Origin of the sequence: Flavobacterium sp. HBTb2-11-1 (genome assembly GCF_009826975.1) — a bacterium.
In the GTDB taxonomy this organism is placed as follows: domain Bacteria; phylum Bacteroidota; class Bacteroidia; order Flavobacteriales; family Flavobacteriaceae; genus Flavobacterium.
The window spans coordinates 578,859-597,924 of sequence record NZ_WUMO01000002.1 but is presented as its reverse complement, the minus strand read 5'-3'; the positions used below and the strand labels follow the sequence as shown (position 1 = coordinate 597,924).

Genomic DNA, 19,066 nt, shown 5'->3' with positions numbered 1-19,066 from the left:
GGTTGTGGTTATTAGTAATTGAAAAAATGGAGTAAACAATATGTTTTAAAAACAAAAAAAACTTTGTCAAAGTTCGAAAACTTTGACAAAGTTGAGTGTAACAATTTTAAAAGTTTCAGGTTTTCAAGTTAAGTAACGTGAAACGTGAAACTTGAAACCTGAAACAAAAAAATATATTTTTAGTGAGAAACTGCTTTTAAACCAACAATAGAACCAACTAAAGTAGCTAGGAAAAACAATCTCCAGAAAGCGGCAGGTTCTTTAAAAATAAAGATTCCGACTAGCACAGTTCCAACAGCTCCAATTCCTGTCCACACAGCATAAGCGGTTCCCAGCGGAAGCGTTTCTGTAGCTTTCATTAATAAAAGCATACTTACAGTTAATGAGATAAAGAAACCAATATACCAATAGTACATTTCGGTTCCTGCGGTTGTTTTTGCTTTTCCGAGACATGAGGCGAAGGCTACTTCAAATAGTCCTGCGATGATTAAAATAATCCAGTTCATAGAGTTAAAAATTTTGTGGTGCAAAGTTCTTTTATGGAATTCAGAAAAAAATTAACAAATGATAAAAAATCAATTTATTTTAGCCCATCAGAGAAATAGAATAAAATAGTTTTATTTAATAAATAAAATCTAATTTGATCTGCTGAAATCTTTTATAATCTGCGTGAAATATTTTTTACGTATAGATTTTTTCACGCAGATTTATACAGATTAAAGCAGATTTGCTCAGATTTAATATAAGCTGGTGAATGAAAAAACTTAACGCATTATTTTAATTCAGCACGAATTCTGCTTAAGCTGACTTGGGTAATTCCTAAATAAGACGCAATATGTCCTAGTTGAACCCTTTGCAGCAGTTCAGGATGATCTTTCATTAATTCCAAATAGCGTTCAGAAGCATTTTTGAACTGTTTCGAGATTAGTCTTTCTTCTGTTTTGATCAATTCTTTTTCAGCAAATTTTCGTCCCCAATTGGCAATATGGACGTCTTCGCTGAAGAGTTTTCTTAAGTTTTCTGTTTTGAGTTCGTACAATTCGCAGTCTTCCAAAAGTTCTATAGTCTCATATCCAGGCTGGTCTTCGACATAACTTTTCATCGAAATTACCGTTTCGCCTTCTTTTCCAAACCAAAAAGTAACCTCATTATCTCTTTCAACATAAGCTCTGACCAATCCTTTCTTTATAAAATAAATATTAGATTCTATTTTGTCGGCTTTTAGCAAAATATGTCCTTTAGAAAGAGCTATTTCTGTGACATTGTTTTGTAAAGCCAATTTAGACTGCTCAGGAAGTTCGTGTATGCGATCAAGAATGTTGGAAATATCCATCAACGGAATTTTAGTATTTTAGAATAAAGGTAAAAAGTAAAATGGCAAAATTGAGTTACTTTAATAAAAAAATCCCATTTCAAAATAGAAATGGGACTTAAAAACAGCCTCTGCGATGAGCTATTATAAACAGAAGCAATTTTTGACCAACATATAAACTAATTTATTCCTCCGCCTAAAGCTTTGTAAAGCAATACTTGTGAGTTTGCATTACGAAGTTGGATATCTACAAAATCCAATTCGGCCTGCAATTTATTTTTTTGTGCATTGATGATTTCCAGATAATTGGCATAACCGCTCAAATACAAATCATTTGAGACATTTACGGCAATTTCGAGATGATCAATTTCGTTCAATTTATATTTTAAAACATCTTCATAAGCTTCGTTTCGGTGCAGTAAAGCGCTTAACTCGTTGAAAGCTGTTGTGACTGCATTCTGATATTGAAGGAATGAGATTTCCTGTCTTCTGTTGGAAACATAAAATTCCTGTTTGATCTGACCTTTATTGAATACAGGAGCTGTTAATCCGCCCAGCAACTGCCACGCGAAAGAACCTGCATCAAAAAAAGTGTTGAATGAAAAGGAATTCAAACCTGCATATCCGCCTAGATTTACCGTTGGAAAAAAAGCAGCACGAGCCGATTTAGCGTCAGCGTTACTAGCCAATAATTCGAAATACGCTTCAGATACGTCGGGTCTTTTATGGATGATAGAATCTACGCTTATTTTTTGGTTTAAAACTTCTAAATGTCCCGCTAGGAAATCGCTGCTTCGGTCAATTTTTCCGCCATATTCGCCTAAAAGTGTCAATAAAGCTTTCTCAGTTTGATCGATGCTTAATTTTAATTCGGAAGCTTCGGCATGAATGTTATTGTTTTGCGCATTAAACTGCTGTACAGCCAATTCTGTAGCTTTTCCAACTGATCTTTGTGCCGAAACAATATCAAGTGCTTTTTCCTGAGTTTTTAAGTTGTTGTCATAAATAGCGGCTTGTTTGTCTAAAGCAATCAATTTGAAATACAGATCTGCAATATCGCCCAACAGACGCGTTTGCAAAAGACGCATTCCTTGCTGGGAAGCAAAAAATCGCTGTTGTGCCGCTTTTTTACGATTGCTCAGTTTTCCCCAAATGTCGGCTTCCCAAGACACTTTCGCTCCTAAAAAATAGTTAGGCGAAAGCTTTTCATTGATTTTTTGTTTTTCGGTAATATTCTGAGAAAAGTTAGTGTCAAAGTTTCCAACACCTTCCATAGTATATTTTCCGTAATGTGTTCCAGAAACATCTGCCACAAGATCTAAAGAGGGAAGAAGTGCCAGTTTTGCCACTTTTAAATGCGAATTGGCAATCAAGATTCTTTCCTGCATAATCAAATAATCAGGATTTTTGGCAATGGCTTTTTTTAGTAAAGCTTCTAACTTTGGGTCTTTAAAAAAGGTTTCTGTTTTTAACGGAATAAATGTCTCGTTTGAAGCTTCTGTTCTTTGTGCATCAAAATTTTCTGGAAGCTTCGCAGCGTCTAGTTTCGTACTGACTTTTGGTGCGGAACAAGCTGTCAAAAGTAAAATTCCGGTTATTACAACGGCACTTTTGGTTGTCCTTATTACATCAGTATTTTTATATTGATTTAATATCTCTTTCATTGTTTAATTTTATTTGTTCAATCTGCCCAAGCATTTTTCAATCGTATTCACTAGCTTAGATTTAATCTGTGTAAATCTGCTTTAATCTGTATTAATCTGCGTGAAAAAATCTATGCGCAAAAAAATATTTCACGCGGATTTAAAAAGATTGTAGCAGATCAAATTAGATTTATTTGTTCTATTTTACTCAACTAACTAATTGTTCGACTTACTCATTCGTTTTTCCAATTTTGCAAACAGTATGTAAAGCCCAGGAATAATTAAAAGGCCAAATACAGTTCCGATTAACATTCCGCCCGCTGCAGCTGTTCCGATTGAACGGTTACCAATTGCACCCGCGCCAGAAGCGATACACAACGGAATCAATCCTGAAATAAAGGCAAAAGAGGTCATCAAAATAGGACGAAAACGAAGTCTAGCTCCTTCAATAGCGGCTTCGACAATATCACGTCCGAGTTTGTTTTGCGCCATGGCGAATTCGACTATCAGAATGGCGTTTTTGGCGAGCAGACCAATCAGCATGACGAGCGCTACTTGGGCATAAATATTATTGTCCAGTCCGACCATTACAAGTGCAATGTAAGAACCGAAAACTCCAACAGGAAGACTTAATAATACTGGGAACGGAAGCAATAAACTTTCGTATTGAGCAGCAAGCAGTAAGTATACAAATAGTATACAAAGGGCAAAAATGTATATGGTTTGGTTACCAGACAAAATCTCTTCACGCGTCATACCTGACCATTCCACTTCAAAGCGGCTTGGCAGTTTTTCTGCAGCAATTCTTTCAACAGCAGCAATGGCATCTCCAGAACTATAACCTTCAGCAGGTTCACCGTTAATCATAGCCGACATGTACATGTTGTAACGCGTTAAAACCTCTGGACCGTAAACCCTTTCTAATTTGATGAAAGTAGAAAACGGAACCATTTCGCCTGCATCATTCTTCAAATACATATCCAAAATGCTTTCTGGATTTTGACGAAACTGCGGACTTGCCTGAACCATAACTTTATACATTTGAGAGAAACGGATAAAATTGGTCGCATAAAAAGAACCTAACATAGTTTGTAAAGTGCTCATGGCATTATCTACTGAAATTCCTTTTTTAGCAGCCAAATCATAATCAATATGAATTAAATATTGCGGGAAAGTGGCATCAAAACTCGAAAAAGAGTTCTGAATTTCTGGCGAAGCATTTAATTCTTTTATGAATTCTTTGGTTACTTTATCGGTGTTTGTAATGCTTCCACCAGATTTATCCAGCAAACGAAGCTCAAAACCACTGGTATTACCAAAACCGGGAACCGTTGGCGGTGCAAAGATTTCGATTTGGGCATCGGCAATGTTTTTTGTTTTTTCAGTAAGTTCCGCCATGAATTCGGTTACCGAAATATCACGTTCGCTCCAGTCTTTCAAGTTAATCATTCCCATTCCATAAGAAGCTCCTGCGATTTCGGTTACAATACTATAACCCGCAAGAGTCGTTACGTTGTCGACACCTTTAATTCCTTGTGCAATTTTGGTTACTTCGTCCAACGCTTTTTCAGTACGTTCTACAGTTGCTCCTTGTGGCGTTGTAACACTGACATAAACCATTCCCTGATCTTCAGTCGGGATAAATCCTGATGCTAAAAATCTAGTTGTTCCCCAAGTTAATACACAGAAAAGCACTAATAAACCAACGGTTACAGTGTTGCGATCAGCGAATTTCACTAATACTTTGATGTATTTTGAAGTAATATTATCAAACCAATGATTGAATCTATGGAAGAAACGATCTAAAAGCGATTTTTTCTCTTTGTTAGGATCGTGCGGTTTCAGCATGATCGCACAAAGGGCAGGAGTAAGGGTAAGCGCGTTAATACCCGAAATCACTATACTAATGGCCATGGTCAATGAGAATTGCCTGTAGAAAACCCCAACAGGACCGCTCAAGAAAGCAACAGGAATAAATACCGCGGCCATTACAATGGTAATTGCAATAACGGCACCTGTAATTTCTTTCATCGCGCTAATGGTCGCATCCATTGGCGACATATGTTCTTCGGAGATTTTTACGTGAACGGCTTCGACGACGACAATCGCGTTATCGACCACAATTCCGATGGAAAGTACTAAAGCGAAAAGTGTCAATAAGTTAATCGAGAACCCCATCATCGACATAAAGGTAAACGAACCAATAAGTGCTACAGGAACGGCTAAAACGGGAATTAAAGTCGATCTCCAATCTTGAAGGAAAAGGAAAACCACAAATGCCACTAAAATAAAGGCTTCAACCAAAGTTCTCAATACTTCGTGAATCGAAGCGTCAAGGAAACGCGAAACGTCATACGCAATATTAAATTCCATTCCCGGAGGAAAAGAAGAGACTTTCAATTCTGCCATTTTTTCTTTTATGCTGGCAATAACTTCAGAAGCGTTTGAACCCGGACGCTGTTTTAGCATGATCGATGCAGAAGGTTTTCCGTCGGTTTTAGAAACCATTCCGTAACTCATGGCGCCAAATTCGATTTTCGAAATGTCTTTTAATCTTAAAATTGTTCCGTCTGGATTGGCTCTTAACGGAATTTCTTCATATTGTTTTGGCTCGAAGAATTTTCCGCCGTACTTAATTACATATTGTAATTGATTGTTCATTTGTCCTGAACCTTCACCCACTTTACCAGGCGCAGCAGAAATGTTTTGTTTTTGAAGTGAATTGATAACTTCATTTGCCGAAATATTGTACGAAAGCATCTTTTCTGGATCCAGCCAGACACGCATTGAATATTCTTTCTGACCCATGATTTCGGCACGTCCGACACCATCAATACGTTTCAATTCCTGAAGAATATTAATATCGGTAAAGTTGAAGATAAACTGCTCATCCTGAGTTTTGTCGGTACTTGTGATGTTCAAGTACATCAACATACTGTTTACCTCTTTTTCGGTTGTAACTCCGGCACGAATAACCTCTTCTGGAAGTTCGTCCAGAATAGTCGTAACTCTGTTCTGTACGTTTACGGCAGCCAGATCGGGATCGGTTCCTACTTCAAAGAAAACTTGAATTAAGGTCAAACCATCATTAGAAGTTACGGTCGACATATAGGTCATTCCGGGAACTCCATTTATGGCTCTTTCGAGCGGAAGAGCGACAGCATTGGCCGAAACCTCTGCGTTTGCTCCTGTATATTTTGCTGTAACGGTTACAGACGGTGGTACAATATCTGGGAATTGGGTAATAGGGAGCTGAAACAACGCCAGCAATCCCAGAAGGACTATCATAACCGAGATGATTAATGACAATATTTTCCTCCTGATAAATAACTCTATCATTTTAAATGTTTTAGATAAATAATTAAATAACTGTTTTACAGGTCGATAACCTACATTTGTTTCATGTTGATTTTATCGCCGTCTTTCAATGATTGTGTGCCTTCTTGCACGATTAGGTCGTCGCTTTTTAGACCTTCGTTCAAGATATACACATCATCTAGAGTCGTTTCGATTGTAACATTCGTCATTTTAACTACTCCATCTTTGTTCACGCGGAAAACGTATTGTTTGTCCTGAATAGAAAAAACAGCTTTCTGCGGAATTAAAATTGCATTGGTTTTGGGTTCTGAAATAATGAGTTTTCCAGAAGTTCCATGTTTGATAAATCCTTGCGGATTGCGAAATTTTGCTTTGTATTGAATAGAACCTGTCTGTCTGTCGATTTCTCCGTCAGCGGTTCTTAATTCTCCTTTTTGATCGTAAACCTGTCCGTTTGGCAATACTAATTTGATATCACCTTGGGTGTTTAAGGTTTTGTCTTCCATCATTTGGAAATAGGTATTCTCAGGAATTGAGAAATAAGCGTACACATCGTCCAATTGAGAAACTGTGGTCAATAGCGAACCGTTTTCTACTAAACTTCCTTCTTTGAACGGAATACGGTCGATTGTTCCGTCAAATGGCGCTCGAATTGTGGTAAAACTTATCTGCTGGTTGATTGCTTTCTTTTCTGCAAGAGCGTGAGCCACTTTTGCGGAAGCCGCTTCATATTTTGCTTTAGATAATTCTAATTCTTTGTCTGCAATTACTTTTTTATTGAAAAGGGTTTGAGCCTGTTCCAATTCTACCGTTGCAATTCTTAAATCGGCTTTTGCGCTTTTGTAAATGGCTTCGGCTTTTAGAAGCTGAATCTGAAGTTCAACATCGCTTATTTTGAAAAGGATTTGTCCTTTTTTTACTTTTTGTCCTTCGCTAACGTAAACTTTGTCTAACAGACCTGGAATACGAACGTGGATTTCCACATTGTTTTTAGCATGTACATCGGCAACAAATTTGCTCGAAACTATGGTGTCTTTTAGAGTTACCTTATAAACAGGAACCGTTTTTATGTTGTTTGAATCTTTTTTTGCTTTATCTCCGCACGAGACTAAAACGAATAAAGCCAAGGTGCATAAAAGAAATTGATTTTTATAAATGCTCATCATTAGGTTTAAATTTTTGAATAAATAGATGTGCTCCTTTGATACTAAATATCGGGAGTCTGAATTTGGATTTTGAAAATAATAAGGTGTACGGATGCTTTTATTTGAAAAAGTACCGTTTTAGAGAAATGTTTTTATAGCAATAACAGCTCAATCACAGATGTAAATGAGGTATTGTTCCAGAATACTAGAATATAAAAACGACGAAATTTTGCAGCCTAGAAAAGTTGGTACAAATGAAGATGAGGGTGCCTTTCGATATGGTATATTGAAGCTATACCATAGATTAAGCTTTCTTTATAAAGCTTGAAATTAACCAAATTGCTGAGATACGGAGCTTTGATCGTACTTTGTTCTAAAGTAGTCGCTCTGCATTTCATTTTCTTTTTGAGCTTATAATGAACTTCTAAATTCTTAGAAGAAGAAAAGTCCGAAGAAAAAATCTGCGTGTCGTCTGCCGCAACACTATCTAAGGTAATACAATTGCTGAAATGATGAATCGGCTGATACGTCTCGGTGCCTCTGAAAAAGCAAAGCAGCGATAGTAGGACGATATATATGAACTTCATGGGTTTCATTCAGTGCAGCGGTAATTATAATCTTGTTCCTTAAAAAGAGGATTTATTTTGTTTAACGTGCGCCAAATATAGTAATTTGAAAAATAAGGTTTCTTAAAATTATTTTAAAAACCATGAGATTTAAAAATTTGATAATAATTGGAGTTGGTTTTTAGGGGATTGATTTTTTGTTTGGTTATAAGTTATGATTTAAATGTTTTAGACTTATGAGAAATTGAATAAAAGTTGATATTTCCGTAGTAAATTTTTGGATTTAAAAACAATATATCTCTATACTTGTATTCGTTTTAAAGTCGGAGATTTTTGAGGTTCAGTGCTTTTAAGAAGCGCTAGAGGTAACGCAAAGTAGGTCCAGAAAGCTTTTGGGATCACGGATTGCAAATCCGCGCTATCAGGTTTGTCTCCAATTCCAAAACCCTAAAAAAAATGAGCAGAATATTTTTAATAGCAATGTTATTGTTTTGTGCTTTACAATCATGCAACAGTAATCAAAAAAGTATCGATAAAATTATTTCGAAATATGATTCTTCGGATTTTTCATGTTTAAAAAACACTTATATCGAAACTCGTAGCGTAAATAAGGATGATGTTGTTTTACTAGTTAGTAAGTATAACCTTCATTGTAATCCATACATTGTTTGGGTAAATTCAAAAACAAAAAAAATAACAAGGATAGATGACAATTTACCAATTAGAGATTGTGCTGGTTATTTTACTAATACTGAAATTAAATTTTATATAGATTTTTTTTTAAAACTAAATTTTATGGTTTTAGGTGTTGATAATGAAGATAATGTTTATATTAATCCAAATTATTATGATGTGCCATTTTTAGTAAGAAAATCAAAAAAAACAAATGCAAAAGACCTAAAAGATTATAAGTTATATAAAGGAGATTGGTATATTAAAAAAGGATATGAAATGTAGAAATAGCATATAGGCTTAATATTTCTTACTTAGCCAAAAGAGGTATTGTTACAGATTAAGTGTTTTTATATTTTGGTAGTGTTTCAAAGTTAGTGATATAAGATTTTGAAATTCTAACCTTTTGAAATCGAACAAATTTTAGAGATAAATAATTTAAAGATGAGCAGTAATTGCTCATCTTTTTTGTTTTAATATTGCCTTAAATGAGCTAAAATGAGTAAAAATGCAACATAGTGTTCCAAAGTTAGTGATGGTCATGAATTGTCCAAAATGTAAAGAGCAAAAGGTTATTAAAAATGGGAGAACAAAAAATAATAAACAGCAATATTATTGTAAAATATGCTCTCACCGCTTTATAGAATATTATACAAATCAAGCTTACAAATTAGATATTAATGAAAAGATTGTTCAATTAACCAAAGAGGGATTAGGAATAAGAAGCGCTGCAAGAATACTGGAAATATCAGCCACACCATTATTGAAAAGAATCATTTTAATTGCCAGAAACATTGTTAAGCCGATTATCAGCAGAGGCAAGACGTATGAAGTCGATGAGCTGTGCACTTATACAAGACACAAGAAAAATTATATCCTCGCTCTGCAAAGAGTGCTATACTTGAATTGAAAAGGTACACAAATGTCCCCCGCTCTGCAAAGAGTTCCAGATTTGAATAGAAAAGCTGCCCACGCCCCGCAGAGAGTTCTAAGTTTTAATTGAAAAGTTGCGCAAATGTCTCTGAACTGCCCCTAAAAAGTTAGAAACTATTTGGGGTAGTTTATTTAGACTTTGCGTATTTTTTTCCTTGGAAATGAAAAATCATAAAAACTATGATCACTCCAAAATACTAGAAGAAGCCATAATCTTCACATCGGCATATCGCCAAGCAGTATCAAAAGCGCTTTTAATTTTCAAAGCCTCTTTTTCTTTTTTCTGTTGATTTAAAGCATTATAAAGTCCGATTAAGGCGAAGCCATTTTTTGGGAGCGTTTGTAAATCTTGTTTGTATACTTTTTCAGCTTCAGCGTATTTTCCAGCTTTAAGTAAAACTGAACCTAAATAATGTCTAACGGAGAAAAACCAATCTGGCGGTTCGTTGTAATTTAATTGATCTTCAATTTCTATTGCTTTATTTAAAAGCGCGATTGCTTTATCCTTATTATTCTTTTTCGCTTCAACTCCCGCTGAAAGAACATTATTAGCAATCTGAACCAAATCGTAAGTAGTGTTGATATTCCAAATGGTAACTTCTTTTAAGGTTTTATCTTTGGCTAATTGGTTCAGAGAAGCAAGTTGTTTTTCGGCATTGGCAATATCATTTTTTCCAAGATACGCCATTCCTCTGGCATAATGCCAAATCGCATTTGGATATACCAGATCTTTTTCAGGTTGCGGAATCTCCATTATTTTATCCCACATCGAGAATTTTACGGCGATATAATACGGAATGCTATAATAATGCTGTAAAGTTCCCCAACCTGCTTCGCGCATGATTTTCGGAGACATATGCTGCTGTAATAGCAATGCAGATTTCCAAGCCAATTTCGAGTTTCCTTCTAAAGCTGCAGTTGCGGTTAAAAAATGATAATTGTGCGGATAATAGGCTAGAGGATAAGCGCCTTGTGCATTGCAGGCAGTTGAATACAAACTATCAATTCGAACCGCTTCAATATTGGAAAGTGTTCCTTGATGATAATCTCCTGTACGAATGTAAATATGAGAAGGCATATGCACCAAATGTCCCGAACCCGGAACTAAAGTCTCCAGTAATTTGGCACTTTTGAGTCCTTTTTCTGGATGTGCAGAAGCTTCTACGGCATGAATCAAAAAATGATTCGCACCAGGATGTTTGGGATTTTTTTTGATTAATTCGTTTAAAACAGCCAATATTTGCGGTGTCCATTTTTTGAGCACTTCGGTATCTTTTTCATACAAATCCCAAGGATGAAGATTCATTAAGGATTCGGCATAGAGCGTGCCAACATCAGGATCTGAAGAAAATTTAAGATAGACTTTTTTCATGGCTGCGGCGTAAGCGGTATCCAATGGTTTTCTATCCGCAGGAGGATTTTTAGCATAACGCACTAATAAGGCATCAATCATGGAAATTTCTTTCGGAGAACATTTAGTAGAAAGCTTTTTTGCTTTTTGAGCAGCATCATAAGCACGCTGAAAATTATCTTCTTCCATTCCCGCATTATAATTTGGACCTAAGACATAAGCAAAACCCCAATACGCCATAGCGCAATTCGGATCTAAACGCGAAGCTTCATAAAATGATCTTGCTGCTTCGGCGTGATTAAATCCGTAAGCCAGCATTAACCCTTGATTGAAATATTCCTGAACTTCTGGGTTATTGGTTGTAATTTTAAATGTTACACCTTCAAGACCTTTAAACTTTGGTGCTTTTTTGTTTTGCGTGTACCAATCTTTGTCATTCGTTTTCGGAATGTAACAGCCTTGTGTGGCATTAACTTTAACAGATTTGGGCTCTGTGTTTTTATCTTTACAACAAGTCAAAAGAAGAAAAACAGCAATTAGAGAGTAATTATATTTCATTACAAAATGTTTTTTGAAATTATATAATCAGTATAAAAGCCTGGAAAAAAAATGGGAGAGTATAAACTAATTGATTGAACAGGAGTGTAGTAAAAACAAAATTAAATAAAAAAGAATTATGTTTTTGTAAAACTTTGCTTGTCAGTGGTTTATTGAATTCAGTATCTTTTTTTTATGACAGAAACTGAATTGTTAAAATTAATGCTTTGTAGGAAAAAATAAATATATTTGGAAATCGATTACAGGTAATCTTTTTTATACAAAACCACTAAAAACCAAAAAAAACAAATGAAGAAAATCCTACTATTATTCATTACAATTACAATTGTCGCTTGCTCAAGTGAGGATTCAAAACCGGAAGAAATTGTTGAAAAGGCTTTTACCGGAAGTGTAGAACTCAAAACTCAAATTGAAGTGAATGCCTTTGCCGCAGAAAAATATACGGAAATCAAAGGAACTTTAGTAATCGGAGTAGTAGATTCTGATATTACGGATATTTCTGGTCTAAAGACAATTTCATCTGTTGGAGGTTTAGTGATACAGAATAATAAATCATTAACAAATCTTTCCGGTCTTTTAAATCTGAAACAAATTACAAGTAGTAATTTGGTAATTACCAATAATGATAAATTGATTAATTTAAAGGGATTGGATAATCTTACAGAGATCTTTTGGGCAATCCAAATTAAAGATAATGATGTACTCGAAGATTTATCAGGATTAGAAAAATTAGCCAAGTATAATGAATCTTTAGAAATAGTTGATAATAAAAAACTAAAATCGATTAAAGGATTAGGTAATGTTAAAGATATTACTTTAGGGTCGTTACAAATTATAGGTAATACTGAACTAACAACATTAGAAGGTTTAGAAGGTTTAAAAATTGTTTCGAATTGGTTCGATATTAGAGAAAATGGAATAGTCGAAGTAAAAGGATTGAATAATTTAGAAAGAGTAGATGGAGATTTATTTTTACAAGACAATATTAAATTGAAAAATCTGGATGGAATGGAAAAACTTTCCTCTGTTGGTAAAAATCTTTATATAAATAGGAATTATGCTTTAAGTAATATAAATGCGCTAAAGGGATTGAAATCAGTTGGAGAAATTCTTTCCATTAGTATTAATACATCATTGGTAAATCTTGACGGATTAATTAATTTGACATCAATTGGGAAGGGTTTAAAAATAGCAAATAATAGTGATGGAGTTCTTACAAGTATTGAAGGTTTAAAAAATCTTAAATCGAATGGTTTAGAAATACAAATTAACGGAACAGAACTTACCAGTTTAAGCGGTCTGAACTCCATAACTAATGCTTATTCTCTAAATATTCACAGCAATAGTAAACTTAAAAACTTAAATGCATTGGAGAATATAACTTCTGTTTCATCAAATGTTTCTATTTTTAATTCTGATGAACTTGAAACATTGCAAGGACTACATAATGTGAAAAATATCGGAGGGAAATTGTCTATCAGGCTTAATGCTAAACTAAAGAATTTGGATGTATTTCAAAATATTTTATCAGTAAATGGAGATATTACAATCAGTGAAAATAAATTACTTACCAATTTTTGCGGTTTAAAACCTTTATTTGGAAAAGGGTTTAGTTTTAATTTTATAACCGTTGATAATGCATTTAATCCAACTCTTCAGGATATATTGAATAGTAAATGCAGTCAGTAGTATTGCAGTAAGAAAACAAAAAAGGTTTATACTTTCGTTTAAAAGTATAAACCTTTTTTGTTTTTATATAAGTTTGAATTAATTCGTTCCTGCTGCCACTTTATCAACCAAAAACAATAATTCACCAGAAACTGGTTTAATCAATTGCATTGGATATAAAGTCGGATTGTATGCTCCGGTTGTAACTTCTTTCAAAGCGTGGATTTTCTTTTCTCCAAAAGCTACCACTACAATTTTTTTTGCTTTATTGATTAGTGGAGCTGTAAGCGTGATACGATACATTTTCTGAGGAGCTAAATAATAAGCGTCAACCCATTTGGTTTGCTCCTCTAGAACTGCTTCACCTGGAAAAAGAGAAGCTGTGTGTCCGTCGTCTCCCATACCTAATAAAATCAGGTCAAATTTTCCTTCTTCGCCTAAAACGGTTCTGATAGACTTTTCGTAATCAGCAGCATAATCCTCAGGAGTTACGCCATCTTTGTACATTTCAAAAATATTTTCTTGCGGAATAGGCACGTGGCTTAACAAAGTTGAATAAGACATTTTAGCATTACTCAAATCATCATTTAGCGACACCCATCTTTCGTCTCCCCAAAAAATATAAACCTTAGTCCAGTCTATTTTATTTTTGTAAGCATCAGAAGCCAATAATTTGTAGATTCCTGCTGGAGAAGAACCCCCTGTAAGAACAGCTGTAAATTTGCCTTTTGCAGCAATCGCTTTTTGAGCTGATTCTACAAAAAGATCCGCTGCTTTAGTATTAATTTCGTCGGTGTTATTGTATATCTGTACCATTTAGAATTTCTTCTTCTTTTTTAATGTTTTGTGTATTCGGAATCCATTTGTGTCCTTGACGTGCCAATAGTTCATCAGCTTCTTCTGGTCCCCAACTTCCTGCTTTGTAATTTGGGAAATTGGTTGGAGCAGTAGTCTTCCAAACCTGCTGAATCGTTTCAATCGCGTCCCAAGCTTCTTCTACCTGATCCCAACGCATAAATAGAGTAGGATCTCCTGCCAAAGCATCTGCCAATAAAGTTTCATACGCTTCTGGCGACATAGTCGAACAAGCAAAATAATCAAATACCATTTCGGCTGGTCGCAACGACATTGACAAACCAGGTTTTTTGGTCATAAACTGCAATTTGATGTCCATATCCGGCTGAATATTAATAATCAGACGGTTTGGAGTCATGCCTTCTTTTCCATAAGAAAACGAAGAGTGTGGCACTGGTTTGAACTGAATAATGATGGATGACTGTTTTTCTTCCATTCTTTTTCCAGAACGCAGATAGAACGGAATTCCTTGCCATCTCCAGTTGTCCAGATAAATTTTCATTGCCACATAAGTTTCTGTATTAGAGTCTGGAGCAATGCCTTTATCCTGGCGGTAACCCGGAACAGGTTTTCCATTGATAGTTCCAGCGTCGTATTGACCTCTTACAATGTAATGATCAACTTCTTCCGGTTTAATTCTTCGGATTGATTTCAGCACATCTGCTTTACGATTTCTAATATCGTCTGCTGCCAAAGAAGCAGGCGCTTCCATAGCGGTCATGCATAAAATCTGAAACAAATGGTTCTGAATCATGTCTTTCAATGCGCCGACACCTTCGTAGAATCCGCCTCGTTCTTCAACGCCGACTTCTTCCGCAACGGTAATTTGCACGAAATCAATAAAATTACGGCTCCATAATGGTTCAAACATTGAATTTCCAAAACGGAAAGCCAAAATATTCTGAACTGTTTCTTTTCCTAAATAATGGTCGATTCTATAAATCTGCTCTTCTTTGAAAGTTTGCGAAAGCATTTCATTCAACTCTATTGCAGAAGCTTTATCGTAACCAAAAGGCTTTTCAATAATAATACGATCCTGTTTGGCATTCGCCGCAAGGCCAATTTTCTTGATATTGCTCGAGATGGTCGAGATAAAAGAAGGCGTTATAGAAAGATAGAAAAGACGGTTTGAACGCTCGCCAAATTCTAAGTCAAAACTGTTTATCTTTTCGCTCAATCCCAAATACGATTCTTCTTTGTCGATATCAAGACTGTGATAGCTTATATGCGAAAGAAATTTTTGAGTTTCTGCATCAGAAAGTCCTTTTTTTCTAGAGAAAGTATTTAGATTTTCTAAAACATAACTGCGGAATTCCTCATCACTTTTTTGAGCTCTACCAAGAGCAATAATCTGAAACTTCTCTGCCATACGGCCATCAAGATACAGATTCTGAAAAGCCGGAAAGAGCTTTCTCTTTGCCAAGTCTCCGGTTCCGCCAAAAATTACAATAATTGTCGGATTTATATTTTTGTTTTTAGTCATTGTGTGTGGTTGTGTTGTTTTTTTTAGTTGTCTTATTCAGCCCATTGGGTATGGAAAACGCCTTCTTTGTCGATACGCTCGTAAGTGTGTGCCCCAAAGAAATCACGTTGTGCTTGAATTAGATTTGTCGGAAGGTTTTCAGATCGGTAAGCATCAAAATACGCTAACGAATTCATTAATCCCGAAATTGGCAAGCCTTTTTGAACAGCAAATTGAATCACCGCACGCATTCCTGCTTGATTTTCGGTTAATTTTGAAGCGATGCTGCCATCTAAAAGTAAGTTTGGCAAATCTGCTTTTGCCACGTATGCTTTTCTGAAATCTTCTAAAATTGTCGCACGAATAATGCATCCGCCACGCCAGATTTTAGCAACCGTTTCCAGATTTAATCCGTAGTTGTATTCTTTAGAAGCGATGTGAAGCTGCGCTAAACCTTGAGCATACGTAACAACGATAGAAAAGAACAAAGCCGATTTTAAAGCAGCAATAGCTTCGCTTGCGTTGACATCGCTTGGATTAGAATTCCAAACTAATTTTTTAGCCGCTTCAATTCTTTCAGGTTTTGTTTTAGACATATCGCGCATATTAACCGCAGCGTCGATTGTCGGAACTGGAACTTGTAAATCCATGGCGTTTTGCGAAGTCCATTTTCCTGTCCCTTTGGATCTTGCCCAATCTGAAATTTTATTGATTAAAAGACCTCCGTCTGTATCTTCTTGCTTCAGTATTTTTCCAGTGATTTCAATCAAATATGATCTCAAATCATCGGTTTGATTCCATTCTTCAAAAGTTTTCTGAATCGTTGCGTCATCCAAGTTATAACCTCTTTTCATTAAGTCATAAATCTCAGAGATCAATTGCATGATTCCGTATTCAATTCCGTTGTGAACCATTTTTACGTAGTTTCCAGCAGAACCGTTTCCTAAATATTCAACGCAAGGCTCGCCGTCTACTTTTGCTGCAATGGCTTCAAAAATCGGACGAAGTCTTTCATACGCTTTCTGATCTCCACCTGGCATCATAGCAGGACCGAAACGGGCTCCTTTTTCACCGCCCGAAATTCCCATTCCGAAGAAGTGGATTCCTTTTTCAGACAATTCAATGAATCTTCTGTCGGTATCTGTAAAATAAGTGTTTCCGCCGTCGATGATGATGTCTCCTTTATCTAAGTGAGGCAATAAACTAGCGATAGCGCTGTCAACTGGTTTTCCCGCAGGAACCAATAGCATAATCGCTCTTGGTTGTTGGATAAGCTCTACAAAATGTTTTACATCTGTGGTAGCTTCAATAGTGTGATTGGCGTCGGCTTCTTGTTGAAGAGAATTGACTTTTTCGGTGTCTAAGTCTAAACCTGTAGCCGCAAAGTTATGGCTGGCGATATTTAAAAGTAAGTTACGGCCCATTACACCGAGTCCTACAATTCCAAAATCAAATTTGTTCATAGTTTTCAATTAACTAAATTATTAGAAGAAATGTTTTGACAGCAAAAAAGTAAGAGAAAGTATGGTAATTCTTTTTCATTCAATGTTTTGCCGCAAAACAATGGTTATTTTAATCTTACATTTCAAAATGTAGAGCGCTAAGTTAGAGAAAAATGCTGAAAAATAAGGGGTAAAATCGTTCACTTTTGGTCTTTATTGTGATACTTTTTATGTGTAAAAAATACGCTTATTACCGCTGTTTTTCAACTAAATCGTTGTAATACTGGAAATCTATTTTAAGAGTTGCTAATGATTTCTTTTCAATGTGATTTTCCTAAATACTTTAAAATTTGATAAGTTGCCGTAGCTCTTTTTTTAACACATGGTAACATAGCTTTTTGGAACGCTTAAAAAAGTCATTTTATTTTTAATAAAAAACATAAAGCTAAGTCTTGAACATAATTTTGTCAATTCTGGTAGAGGAATTCTGGTGAGAGTTTTCACAAAGCTATGTGTTAGAAACCAGTTTGTTTTTTAATTCTTCCCAAATAGAAAAATCTATGTTTCTAAGTGTTAAAATAATTTTAGCGTCTCTTTATTTTTCTCTCGCAGATTCAGCTGATAAAGCAGATTTTTTTGATTTGTATAATCTGCGCAATCTACGGGAGGCTATTTTAAGAGTTTCGAATGATTTCTTCTCGATGTGATTTTCCCCATTTGATCATTTCTTCAATCACTGGACCAAATGATTTGCAATAGGGTGTCGATTCATATTTGACCTGAATCTCAGCATCGCGATCTTCGGTTCTTTTAATCAGCATATTCAATTCCATTTCTTTGAGTTCTCGCGAAAGCATACGTGTCGTAATTCCCGGAATACTGCGTTCAATTTCTCTGAAACGATGATTTCCGTTACAGATCGAATTGATGATTGGCAAACGCCATTTTCCGCCCAAAACATGCAACGTGTCCTGAAGCGCCTGTACTTCTTCTTTCTGGTTTCTTTCCATATTGTTTATTTTTTTCCGCCACGACTAGACCGAACGGACAGACGAAGTAATTCACGAACTTTTTTTCCAAAGTTTTCCCGCCACGAATTGCTTCGCCTATTCGCTGTCACTCGAGTCACGATTTTTTTTTCAAAGTTTTCCTTTACGAATTATATTGATATTCAATCAATATGATTCGTGTAATTAATCACATTTTTCGACATAGATTATAAAAATAATTCGTGCATTCGTGGCTATAAATTTATCAATCATAGCAAATCGAATTTATTAGTTTGGTATACTCCATGATACTGGTTACAAAGTTATACCATTTTGAATTTAAATTTGTCAAATAAATTTTAAATAATTCAAAAGATGGAAAATCTTAAAAATAAAACAGCCGTTATAACAGGCGGAAACAGTGGAATAGGTTATGCAACAGCCAAACAATTAAAAGAACAAGGCGCAAACGTAATTATTACAGGAAGAAGAAAAGAAGCCATAGAAAAAGCCGCTTTAGAATTGGACGTAACTGCCATCATTGCAGATCAATCGAATATTTCGGATATCGAAAAACTGGCCGCTCAAGTAAAAGCCGATTTTGGTTCAGTTGATATTTTGTTTGTTAATGCAGGAATCGCGGGTTTAGGAACGATCGAACAAACCACAGTAGAGCTGTACGACAATATTATGAATGTGAATCTAAAAGGCGCGTTTTTCACTTTAAGCAAATTTATTCCGATTCTGAAAGATGGCGCTTCGGTAGTATTTCTTTCTTCAAACACTGCCAGTATGCCAGGTCCGGGATCTTCGGTTTATTCGGCGAGTAAAACGGCTTTGAATTCGTTTATGAGATCGGCGGCTTTAGAATTAGCGCCAAGAAAAATTCGTGTCAATTCGGTTAGCCCAGGACCAACTCAAACCGAAGTCATGAACAAAGTAGGTCTAGACGAAACGACAGTAAAAGGCATTATGAATGTCGTAGTAGAAAAAGTCCCGCTAAAACAAATGGGAAGGGCAGAAGATGTGGCTCAAATGGTTTCGTATCTAAGTAGTGATGCTGCGGTGTTTATGACTGGAGCTGATGTTATTATGGATGGTGGGATGAGTTTGGGGTGATTGGTTTATAGTTTGCTTTGAAATGAAAAGACG

General features: G+C 35.6%; 15 protein-coding genes. 4 read left to right on the top strand and 11 right to left on the bottom strand.

What is annotated here, in order from left to right; translation table 11 throughout:
- Positions 1–179 precede the first annotated feature (179 nt).
- From GR162_RS07540 to GR162_RS07515, 6 genes are all read right to left on the bottom strand, one after another.
- Positions 180–506, bottom strand: coding sequence for a multidrug efflux SMR transporter (locus GR162_RS07540; protein ID WP_160781603.1), 327 nt, complete (start codon positions 504–506; stop codon positions 180–182).
- Positions 507–772: 266 nt separating this feature from the next.
- Complete coding sequence (locus GR162_RS07535; RefSeq protein ID WP_160781602.1) at positions 773–1,333, bottom strand: Crp/Fnr family transcriptional regulator; 561 nt, start codon at positions 1,331–1,333, stop codon at positions 773–775.
- 158 nt (positions 1,334–1,491) lie between these two features.
- Positions 1,492–2,976, bottom strand: coding sequence for a TolC family protein (locus GR162_RS07530; RefSeq protein ID WP_160781601.1), 1,485 nt, complete (start codon positions 2,974–2,976; stop codon positions 1,492–1,494).
- Between the two features lie 195 nt (positions 2,977–3,171).
- Positions 3,172–6,294 (bottom strand): efflux RND transporter permease subunit, encoded by a 3,123-nt coding sequence (locus GR162_RS07525; RefSeq protein WP_160781600.1) that lies wholly within the window; start codon positions 6,292–6,294, stop codon positions 3,172–3,174.
- A gap of 50 nt (positions 6,295–6,344) precedes the next feature.
- Positions 6,345–7,439, bottom strand: a complete 1,095-nt coding sequence (locus tag GR162_RS07520) for an efflux RND transporter periplasmic adaptor subunit (protein ID WP_237421318.1) — start codon at positions 7,437–7,439, stop codon at positions 6,345–6,347.
- A gap of 215 nt (positions 7,440–7,654) precedes the next feature.
- Positions 7,655–8,005, bottom strand: a complete 351-nt coding sequence (locus GR162_RS07515) for a hypothetical protein (RefSeq protein WP_236940380.1) — start codon at positions 8,003–8,005, stop codon at positions 7,655–7,657.
- Between the two features lie 435 nt (positions 8,006–8,440).
- Between GR162_RS07515 and GR162_RS07510 the strand changes: the two genes are divergently transcribed.
- Both GR162_RS07510 and GR162_RS07505 read left to right on the top strand, forming a co-directional pair.
- Positions 8,441–8,941 (top strand): hypothetical protein, encoded by a 501-nt coding sequence (locus GR162_RS07510; protein WP_160781599.1) that lies wholly within the window; start codon positions 8,441–8,443, stop codon positions 8,939–8,941.
- Between the two features lie 223 nt (positions 8,942–9,164).
- On the top strand, positions 9,165–9,566 hold the full coding sequence (locus tag GR162_RS07505) for a hypothetical protein (RefSeq protein WP_237421317.1): 402 nt from the start codon (positions 9,165–9,167) through the stop codon (positions 9,564–9,566).
- A gap of 207 nt (positions 9,567–9,773) precedes the next feature.
- Here GR162_RS07505 and GR162_RS07500 read toward each other — a convergent pair whose 3' ends face one another.
- Positions 9,774–11,498, bottom strand: coding sequence for a hypothetical protein (locus tag GR162_RS07500; RefSeq protein WP_160781598.1), 1,725 nt, complete (start codon positions 11,496–11,498; stop codon positions 9,774–9,776).
- Between the two features lie 288 nt (positions 11,499–11,786).
- Here GR162_RS07500 and GR162_RS07495 point away from each other — a divergent pair, with 288 nt between their 5' ends.
- Entirely contained in the window at positions 11,787–13,187 is a 1,401-nt protein-coding gene (locus GR162_RS07495) for a hypothetical protein (protein ID WP_160781597.1), read from the top strand.
- Positions 13,188–13,265: 78 nt separating this feature from the next.
- Here GR162_RS07495 and pgl read toward each other — a convergent pair whose 3' ends face one another.
- The 4 genes from pgl to GR162_RS07475 form a co-directional block, all read right to left on the bottom strand.
- Positions 13,266–13,982: a 6-phosphogluconolactonase gene (gene pgl, locus GR162_RS07490; protein WP_160781596.1), complete on the bottom strand. Its 717-nt coding sequence runs from the start codon at positions 13,980–13,982 to the stop codon at positions 13,266–13,268.
- Entirely contained in the window at positions 13,963–15,504 is a 1,542-nt protein-coding gene (gene zwf, locus GR162_RS07485) for a glucose-6-phosphate dehydrogenase (RefSeq protein ID WP_008463405.1), read from the bottom strand. Before zwf ends, pgl begins: the two co-directional genes overlap by 20 nt.
- A 32-nt stretch (positions 15,505–15,536) precedes the next feature.
- Complete coding sequence (gene gndA / locus GR162_RS07480; RefSeq protein WP_160781595.1) at positions 15,537–16,946, bottom strand: NADP-dependent phosphogluconate dehydrogenase; 1,410 nt, start codon at positions 16,944–16,946, stop codon at positions 15,537–15,539.
- A gap of 653 nt (positions 16,947–17,599) precedes the next feature.
- Positions 17,600–17,935 carry a helix-turn-helix domain-containing protein gene (locus tag GR162_RS07475; RefSeq protein ID WP_008463411.1) on the bottom strand — a complete coding sequence of 112 codons (336 nt, stop codon included), beginning with the start codon at positions 17,933–17,935 and terminating at the stop codon, positions 17,600–17,602.
- A 354-nt stretch (positions 17,936–18,289) separates the two neighbouring features.
- Between GR162_RS07475 and GR162_RS07470 the strand changes: the two genes are divergently transcribed.
- A complete protein-coding gene (locus tag GR162_RS07470) occupies positions 18,290–19,033 on the top strand; it encodes an SDR family oxidoreductase (protein ID WP_160781594.1) in 744 nt (247 codons plus the stop codon).
- Positions 19,034–19,066: the final 33 nt, after the last annotated feature.

What these genes read in the sequence shown, in the direction of transcription:
- GR162_RS07540 (WP_160781603.1), bottom strand. Translation starts at nt 506, where the DNA reads ATGAACTGGATTATTTTAATCATCGCAGGACTATTTGAAGTAGCCTTC.
- GR162_RS07535 (WP_160781602.1), bottom strand. Translation starts at nt 1,333, where the DNA reads ATGGATATTTCCAACATTCTTGATCGCATACACGAACTTCCTGAGCAG.
- GR162_RS07530 (WP_160781601.1), bottom strand. Translation starts at nt 2,976, where the DNA reads ATGAAAGAGATATTAAATCAATATAAAAATACTGATGTAATAAGGACA.
- GR162_RS07525 (WP_160781600.1), bottom strand. Translation starts at nt 6,294, where the DNA reads ATGATAGAGTTATTTATCAGGAGGAAAATATTGTCATTAATCATCTCG.
- GR162_RS07520 (WP_237421318.1), bottom strand. Translation starts at nt 7,439, where the DNA reads ATGATGAGCATTTATAAAAATCAATTTCTTTTATGCACCTTGGCTTTA.
- GR162_RS07515 (WP_236940380.1), bottom strand. Translation starts at nt 8,005, where the DNA reads ATGAAGTTCATATATATCGTCCTACTATCGCTGCTTTGCTTTTTCAGA.
- GR162_RS07510 (WP_160781599.1), top strand. Translation starts at nt 8,441, where the DNA reads ATGAGCAGAATATTTTTAATAGCAATGTTATTGTTTTGTGCTTTACAA.
- GR162_RS07505 (WP_237421317.1), top strand. Translation starts at nt 9,165, where the DNA reads ATGCAACATAGTGTTCCAAAGTTAGTGATGGTCATGAATTGTCCAAAA.
- GR162_RS07500 (WP_160781598.1), bottom strand. Translation starts at nt 11,498, where the DNA reads ATGAAATATAATTACTCTCTAATTGCTGTTTTTCTTCTTTTGACTTGT.
- GR162_RS07495 (WP_160781597.1), top strand. Translation starts at nt 11,787, where the DNA reads ATGAAGAAAATCCTACTATTATTCATTACAATTACAATTGTCGCTTGC.
- pgl (WP_160781596.1), bottom strand. Translation starts at nt 13,982, where the DNA reads ATGGTACAGATATACAATAACACCGACGAAATTAATACTAAAGCAGCG.
- zwf (WP_008463405.1), bottom strand. Translation starts at nt 15,504, where the DNA reads ATGACTAAAAACAAAAATATAAATCCGACAATTATTGTAATTTTTGGC.
- gndA (WP_160781595.1), bottom strand. Translation starts at nt 16,946, where the DNA reads ATGAACAAATTTGATTTTGGAATTGTAGGACTCGGTGTAATGGGCCGT.
- GR162_RS07475 (WP_008463411.1), bottom strand. Translation starts at nt 17,935, where the DNA reads ATGGAAAGAAACCAGAAAGAAGAAGTACAGGCGCTTCAGGACACGTTG.
- GR162_RS07470 (WP_160781594.1), top strand. Translation starts at nt 18,290, where the DNA reads ATGGAAAATCTTAAAAATAAAACAGCCGTTATAACAGGCGGAAACAGT.